Raw genomic sequence first — 8,080 nt, 5'->3', positions numbered from 1 at the left:
ACAAGAATCCCCTTCCTTCCCCGACTTGTCGGGCGCGAAGCGAGGTGGGGGAGCTTCAATAGGATGAACGTTCTAAGACCATATCTACATCACAGTGAGTTAAGTGAGCATAAATCACCTAGCGTATAGTTCAAGGTCTCGAAATCACAGCAGATAACGCATGTTATATTAGATTATGATTGCGTATTAGCAAGCCAGTCCAATGCTAAATGACGGTCACTGAAGATTTTGATATTCCAGGGCATTGGCCTAGGAACGTCCACAAGACTTTCTGTACATTTTTTTGTGACAGAGCTATAAGCAACTACAGCCATTGAACCTATTTGCGCGAGTGTGGCTAAATGTTGTTGAGCTTCAAAGGTATAAGTGTATTGATGGACTTTATTGATTAACAGATTAAAAGGGTATTCAAGTTTGGAGAGTAAAAATTCATGGTATTCTTCAACCATTTCTAAATTCATCTCAACATTATTGTCGACTATCACTTCAGCTAAATTTGGCTTCAGTATAATTATTTCACCAAACGATAATTTATATTTAGACATTGGGATCCATCCCTGTTAATTATTAACAAACAAAACATATAATTTATTCTATTATCATTTTTGTTTACAGCAAGAAAAACAAGACTATTTTTTGAAAAACTGTGACTCAACTGAGAAATAAGAATAATACGGTATAAAATCATCGTTCCTGATTAAAAACGGCGGCATAATAGCGGCGTTGAATCGGTAGAATAGGCAACATATTGACGGTTCCCCCAAGATACGTACACTACAAATAGGTATTTTGATAGTAATATCAAGTAAGATTTAGCTTACTTTTGATAACAACGATACAATACTCATAATATTGTAGGCTTTTGTATAAAAAGGTAATAACGCATGTATTCATACGTAGCCAGACAACCGATCTTAGATACTGATAAAAATACCATTGGTTATGAACTGCTATTTCGGGATGGTCCAAAAAATTCGTTTCCCGATATAGATGCAGAGCAAGCAACCAGTCGCCTGCTATCAGATCAGTTCATGAATTCATGTTGGAATACAACAGGGAATAAACTTGCTTTTATCAATTTTCCATACAGTAGTTTAATTAGGTTAATACCTACCTTACTCCCCAAAGATAAACTTATTATTGAGATTCTGGAAGATTGCGAACCGACGGATGAACTATTACAAGCGGTCGTTATTTTTTATGAAAAAGGCTACAAGATGGCCCTTGATGATTTTATCCCAGATGCTCGCTGGGACAGATTCTTACCTTACATCACCTTTATTAAGTTTGATATCCAACTTTTTCCACTCTCTGAGGCAAAGTCTTTTATTCATAATAATCGCAATTATAAGATAAAATTCTTAGCTGAAAAAGTAGAAACCTACGAAGAATTTCAGCAAGCAAAACAAATTGGATTCAGTTACTTTCAAGGCTATTTCTTTAGTAAACCAGAAATGGTGCAGCAACGGACTATTGAACCATCAGAACTGGTCACATTGCAATTGTGCACTGAAATTGCCACTCCAGAACTGGACTATGATGCGATAGGGAAATTGATAGCCAGCGATGTTACCCTATCTTATAAACTCCTGAAATATGTAAATGCATCGTCTGCTATTAGCAAAACCATTACTTCATTTAAGCATGCTTTGATTTATCTAGGGCAGGATAAGCTGCGCCGATTTATATCTTTAATGACAGTCGCTCATGCCAATCAGCATAAACCTCAGTCTCTCTATGTTCTGTCTATCCAACGGGCGCGAATTTGTGAACAGCTCGTTACTAAAGGATCATTTAAAGCAGAGCCAAACCAAGCCTTTTTAATGGGGATGTTTTCTTTGCTAGATGCTTTATTGGATAAACCCCTGTCTCAGCTTCTAACTAATTTACCTCTCAGTGACGAACTTAAATTGGCATTGAACGAAGGTAAAGGTGAGCTTGGACATCTGCTTAATGCAGTAAAAGCTTATGAGAACGCTGATTGGGAACAAGTCAATAATCATTGTAATGTACTTGGTATTTCGGAAGAACTCTTTGCCAGTCAGTATGCTGATTCGGTCAAATGGGGCGATGACTTCACTGTCTAAGTTTCACCATCGATATCTAATAAATAACCGCTTGATGTAGGTTCCGCTTCTTCTTGAACGGAACTAACTACCTAGTGCTGAGTAAAGCACCAATGGTACGTATCTAATTTGTATTAGTTTTTTTGGAATTAACTTTAAATTACCTCCTATCTACATGATAAGTAAAGTTAAATTTACATGAATGTAGTAATTCTTGTATGTCTGAAAAATATAAATTAATGAACTCACCAAACAACCTAAAATGACTTAAGTAAGTCATAAAAGCCATTGATTATTCTTAAAAATATCATACAGATGGTGTTGTTCACCATGATTAGATCGAAATTACATTTAAACATGCTATATCAATGGTGATGCTAATCATATGGCAATAGCCTATATTTGAGATAAGTGTGTAAAAAATAAGTTAATTATCAATGTTTTGGTACTCATAGTGATGGCTACACCACTGGGAACGACCTTGCAGCTTCTCATGTCGCACAATTTACAAATCATTTAAAGCGGCTATTTCAAATGGACTAAAGTTATAACGTGCCAGATTCATAAACATAGATGTTATCCACTTAAAACATTAAATGGCCTGTAAATGTGTGGCATATCTACTAATCCTGCAAGAGGAGCTCGAAAAATGGAAAAGAGCATTTTTCAATTTATCTGGAAGTATTCAAAAAGAAATCAGTTGGCCCTAACCGCTACCACGCTCCTGACTTTCCCTATTTTGTACGTTTCGCTGGAGTTACCTAAGCGCATTATTAACGATGCTATTGGTGGAACAGGGGAAGACGTTTTTTTGCTGGCCATGAAACTAAGTCAGACCCAGTTTTTGATGCTTCTTTGTGTCGGATTTCTATTATCGGTATTAGCCAACGGGTTATTGAAGATGCACTTAAACACCATGAAAGGTGTGTTGTCGGAACGATTATTACGGCGATTTCGTTTTCAACTTGTCGCCCGGATGTTGAAGTTTCCACGCTCATATTTTCGCACTACAAGTCAAGGTGAGTTGGTCTCTATGGTGACATCTGAAGCGGAACCCATGGGATCATTTATGGGGAATATGCTATCGCAACCTGTCTTTCAGGCTGGGCAGATGCTGACAATTCTTGTGTTTCTATTTGCCCAGAGTTTCTGGTTTGGGATCGCGTCCATAGCGCTAATTCCATTGCAGGCATGGATTATTCCTAAATTACAGCGCCAGATTAATGTGTTGAATAAAGAGAGGATAAAAGAGGTTAGAAAATTTGCTGCTGATATTGGTGAAACCGCAGCAGGTGTCAGTGATATTCGTATGAACGGTGGAACACGTCATAGATTGTCATTGTTTTCTAATCGTTTGGGGAACTTGTTCAGCATTCGTTTTAAGATTTATCAAAAGAAGTTCTTTATGAAGTTTTTGAACAACTTTATCAATCAATTGACACCCTTCTTTTTTTATTCTGTTGGTGGTTATTTAGCGATTAAAGGAGAAGTAACAGTAGGCGCCTTGATTGCTGCGCTTGCAGCTTACAAAGATCTGTCGTCGCCATGGAAAGAGCTGTTAGCTTATTACAACCAGACCCAAGATATGGCACTGCGTTGGGAGCTAGTAACCGAACGTTTCGCACCAACAAACCTGGTGAAAGACACGTTGTTTGATGGCGAGCCAGATACGTTTACGAGCCTTAGTAGAGGCATCGATCTTGTGCATGATAAAGATGGGCATTTGATACTGGAAGATATTAGCTTGACCATTCCAAAAGGCGCGTTTGCTGATATATTAACGCGTGAGGTTACTCCACAGAAGGGAACCGTGAAGATTGCCGGGCATGAGGTGAATAATTTACATCAAACAGTTGTTTCTAATCGCATCGGTTATGCCAGTTCCAAGCCTTATATACTCGGTGAAAATCTATTCATGCCATTTAATTATGACCCTGAGGATATATCGGTTGATGTCGCAGTCAATCAGCGGCTAACAAGTCAATCTCTTCATCGTTATAAACCTTGCTAGAACCAGTACTCTAACAAGGTTTTATCTAAAGTGAGCAGGGGTGTATGGTGTTGTGTTTAAGATTTTGTTCGTTGACCAAGTTCACTGCTTTTTAAGCCACATGTTAATTTTAGTCCTACAAGTATACAGGCGACTAGCCCACATATAAGTAACGTGATAGCGAGGCTGCCAAAGTCACTTGCGGCATGTAAACCGAAACCAATGAGGAGATAGTAAAACAGGCCAAGTAGTGCACCTGCGCTGCCTAAGTGATCACGGTAATCCGTTAATGCGCCACTTAACAGGTTGGGTAACGCGAGTCCAAAAGATAAATAAACCAACATCATTGGGATGAAGAACCATACTGAGTCCTGCAGAAGGTACACACAGATACCACTGAGTAAAAGCAAGGCGGTCCCAAGACTAACGATACGATCATGGCTTAAGTGGTGGCGGATTAATCGCATGTTGATCATTGACCCTACAATAGATCCTGCAGCAAGTAAAAAACCAGTATAACCAAAGTATTCAACACTGACACCAAGCTTTTCAAACATAAATGGCGCAATACTGTAGTATGAAAAAAGCGAAATATTAAAAACAGCGACCATCAGTGTGATATACCAAATATGGCCATCTTTTAACATTTTTAAACCGACCGTTAATAAGCTATCACGACGATTGTTGACTGGTTTCGTTTCTGGCAGCTGAATAAATGCCCATACTAAGAGCGCCGCGACAAATATAACCATGGCAGAAAACACCCAAGTGTATCCACCGTGTGTCGTTAGCCAGCTGCCTGTTAACATACCAATCACTGGGCTCAAACCAATCGAGGTCCCCACGATTGAGAAAACATGTGAAAGCTCCATACCATGGTAGCCATCACGAATAATAGTTTGGGTACAAATAGAACCTACCGCTGCCCCAAAAGCGCAACAAGCAAACCCTATAAGCAGCATGTTGAAACTTGGTGCCATTAACGTAAACACGGCCGCTACAATAAAGACCATTAAGCCTGCTAGTGTTGAGATACGTCGACCAATGACATCACACATACGACCCCAAAAAATAACCCCGACAGCAAAAGCAATAAAAAAAATCGATAGTGCTTGTGCCGCAGCGGCAGCCGAAACACCAAAGCTATCTTTAATGGATGTCAGTGCTGGACTGTACATGGTTTCAATAATTTGCGGAAACATCAGTAATATGACCGCTAAAGGAATTGAAATCTTTTTTACTTCTGTATTCATCATTTTCCTGCTTTTTATTGCCTCTTTAGTGCTAGCGAAAACTAACGTTAGAGAATTTACTTTATTAAAATCAACCTTCTTGTTAGTGCCAAGGTGGTCTTTGCCTGATTTTTGTTTACATAAAAAGTGTTTTTATGCGTCATAAATCACATCAGTTACGATAATGAGGAGTATATAATATATAGGCCACTGTTAATGTTAACATTGGGACAATAAACATCGACTTAAGGACAAGGTGATTCGCGATATGATAAGACATATATTACTTATTAAGTTTAAAGATTCAGCTGAACTATCACAAATAGATAAACTTAGTGCTTTATTTGAGTCAATGCCGAATAAAGTTGAAGGCGTAATTGCAGTAGAGTGGGGGCTGAACGATAGCCCTGAGAATAAGAATAAAGGTTATACGCATTCAGTTGTCATGACTTTCGCTAATGAAGAGGGTCGCCAAAACTATCTGCCGCATCCAGAACATGAAGCATTGAAGGAAGTACTTAGGTCTTTGTTGGAAGATATAGTGGTATTTGATTATCAAGTTTAGATTTGAGAATGTGATGCATTGTGATTGAGTTAAACGAAAAATGCCGCAATATTTACGACATTTTTCGTTTTATAGTGAGTTAGAAATCGATGTCTTTAAGGTCTATGTCAATGTCTATTAAACTGAGTGTCAATTTTAGCCCTACAAGTATACAGGCGACTAACCCACATATAAGTAAAGTGATGGCGAGGCTGCCAGAGTCACTTGCGGCATGTAAACCAAAACCAATAATGAGATAGTAAAACAGACCAAGTAATGCGCCTGCACTGCCTAAGTGATCTCGGTAATCGGTTAATGCGCTACTTAATAGATTAGGTAATGCTAATCCAAAAGACAGAGAAACCAACGTCATTGGGATAAAAAACCATACTGAGTCTTTTAAAAGGTACACACAGATACCACTGAGTAAAAGCAAGACAGTCGCAATGCGAACGATACTATCATGGCTTAAGTGGCGGCGGATCAATCGCATGTTGATCAATGACCCTGCAATAGAGCCTACTGCAAGTACAAAACCGGTATAACCAAAGTACTCAACACTGACACCAAGCTTTTCAAACATAAATGGCGCAATACTGTAGTATGAAAACAGCGAAATATTAAAAATTGCGACCATAAGAGAGACATACCAAACATGGCCATCTTTTAGCATTTTTGAACCGACGGCCAATAAGCTATCACGACGGTTGTTGGCTGGTTTCGTTTCTGGTAGTTGAATAAATGCCCATACTAATAGCGCTGCGACAAATATGACCATGGCAGAAAATACCCAAGTGTATCCACCGTGTGTCGTTAGCCAGCTGCCTGTTAACATACCAACTACAGGGCTTAAGCCAATCGAAGTCCCCACGATTGAGAAAACGTGTGAAAGTTCCATACCATGGTAGCCATCACGAATAATGGTTTGAATACAAATAGAACCTACCGCTGCCCCAAAAGCGCAACAAGCAAACCCTACAAGCAGCATGTTGAAACTTGGCGCTATTAACGTAAAAACGGCCGCTACAATAAAGACCATTAAGCCTGCTAATGTTGAGGTACGTCGACCAATGACATCACACATACGACCCCAAACAACAACCCCGACAGCAAAAGCAATAAAGAAAATAGATAGTGCTTGTGCGGCAGCTGCAGCCGAAACACCAAAATGATTTTTAATGGATGTCAGTGCTGGACTGTACATGGTTTCGATAATTTGCGGAAACATCAGTAAGATGACCGCTAAAGGAATTGAAATCTTTTTTACTTCCGTATTCATTATTTTCACCTACTTTTTATTGCTTCTTTAGTGCTAGTACAAGCTAACGTTAGAGAATTTACTTTATGAGTCAGAAATCACATCTGTTACGATAATGAGAAGTATATAGTACATAGAAGGGTGTTAATGTTAACATTGGTACAATAAACATCGATTTAAGGACAGGGAGGGGAAATGGCTTTTATTTCGAAAGCATCTGACTTCAATGTAGATGAGCATTCAGCTTTAGTCGTTGGCGTTGCATCTATCTTGGGCGATCATGACTCGGGGCGACATACACATACAAAAGATCAATTACTGTTTTCTCAGCACGGTTGCATGGTGATAACAATGGCAGGGATGAAGTGTGTTCTTCCTCCGATGCGCGCCGCTTGGATCCCTGCCGGTATTGAGCATAGTGCTCAAATGACGAACGTGAACCATTATCGGTCACTGTTTTTTAATGAATCGCTACAATCAAGATTATCACGTGAAATGAGGATATTGGATGTTAATCCGTTATTTATAGCCTTGATTGAGAGAATGGCAATGTGGTCATTTGATAAACCAGAAGATGAAATGATTAATTCTCTGAACCTATTTATTGAAGAATTGAATGCCGCTAAAGATACACATTTGAATTTACCTTTACCTTATGATTATCGATTAAAAGATTGGTTACTTAAGGTGAATAACGACGACTTTCTCGCCCCCACGTTGACACAGTTAAGCACCGAAGTAGGAGCCAGTGCTAAGACGATTACGCGTATTTTTACAAAAGAGACCGGGATGCCTTATCAAAGTTGGCGTCAACAATGGCGGTTGCTAGGGGCGATAGAATTATTATCAAAGCAGCTACGTGTTACTGAGATTGCTTATCGTCTCGGTTTTTCGAGCGATAGTGCTTTTATTAGTTTTTTTCGTCAAAAAACAGGATTTACGCCGCTTCACTTTATCGCTAAATCGACAAAAGATTAACGCTAGCATCAA

At 39.1% G+C, this 8,080-nt stretch carries 7 protein-coding genes; 4 read left to right on the top strand and 3 right to left on the bottom strand.

Annotated elements, in window-relative coordinates; all coding sequences use genetic code 11:
• Positions 1-173 precede the first annotated feature (173 nt).
• Positions 174-545: a hypothetical protein gene (locus AKG98_RS10050; protein ID WP_067045071.1), complete on the bottom strand. Its 372-nt coding sequence runs from the start codon at positions 543-545 to the stop codon at positions 174-176.
• Between the two features lie 339 nt (positions 546-884).
• Here AKG98_RS10050 and AKG98_RS10045 point away from each other — a divergent pair, with 339 nt between their 5' ends.
• Both AKG98_RS10045 and AKG98_RS10040 read left to right on the top strand, forming a co-directional pair.
• Positions 885-2,087, top strand: coding sequence for an EAL and HDOD domain-containing protein (locus tag AKG98_RS10045; RefSeq protein WP_198155472.1), 1,203 nt, complete (start codon positions 885-887; stop codon positions 2,085-2,087).
• Between the two features lie 628 nt (positions 2,088-2,715).
• Positions 2,716-4,077, top strand: coding sequence for an ABC transporter ATP-binding protein (locus tag AKG98_RS10040; RefSeq protein ID WP_228140267.1), 1,362 nt, complete (start codon positions 2,716-2,718; stop codon positions 4,075-4,077).
• Between the two features lie 56 nt (positions 4,078-4,133).
• On the opposite strand, the gene AKG98_RS10035 is transcribed toward AKG98_RS10040, so the two are convergent.
• Entirely contained in the window at positions 4,134-5,312 is a 1,179-nt protein-coding gene (locus tag AKG98_RS10035; protein ID WP_198155470.1) for a multidrug effflux MFS transporter, read from the bottom strand.
• A gap of 244 nt (positions 5,313-5,556) precedes the next feature.
• On the opposite strand from AKG98_RS10035, the gene AKG98_RS10030 reads away from it, so the two are divergent.
• The gene (locus AKG98_RS10030) at positions 5,557-5,853 is read left to right on the top strand and encodes a Dabb family protein (protein ID WP_067045066.1); all 297 of its coding nucleotides are present in this window, start codon (positions 5,557-5,559) and stop codon (positions 5,851-5,853) included.
• Between the two features lie 79 nt (positions 5,854-5,932).
• Here the strand turns inward: AKG98_RS10030 and AKG98_RS10025 are convergent, their stop codons facing one another.
• Positions 5,933-7,111 (bottom strand): multidrug effflux MFS transporter, encoded by a 1,179-nt coding sequence (locus tag AKG98_RS10025; RefSeq protein ID WP_067045063.1) that lies wholly within the window; start codon positions 7,109-7,111, stop codon positions 5,933-5,935.
• A gap of 174 nt (positions 7,112-7,285) precedes the next feature.
• Here AKG98_RS10025 and AKG98_RS10020 point away from each other — a divergent pair, with 174 nt between their 5' ends.
• Positions 7,286-8,068, top strand: coding sequence for a helix-turn-helix transcriptional regulator (locus tag AKG98_RS10020; RefSeq protein ID WP_067045060.1), 783 nt, complete (start codon positions 7,286-7,288; stop codon positions 8,066-8,068).
• Positions 8,069-8,080 lie beyond the last annotated feature (12 nt).

This window comes from Moritella sp. JT01 (assembly GCF_001574435.1).
In the GTDB taxonomy this organism is placed as follows: Bacteria; Pseudomonadota; Gammaproteobacteria; order Enterobacterales; family Moritellaceae; genus Moritella.
Note: the sequence above shows the minus strand (reverse complement) of the source record. Positions and strands in the feature narration are given on the sequence as shown.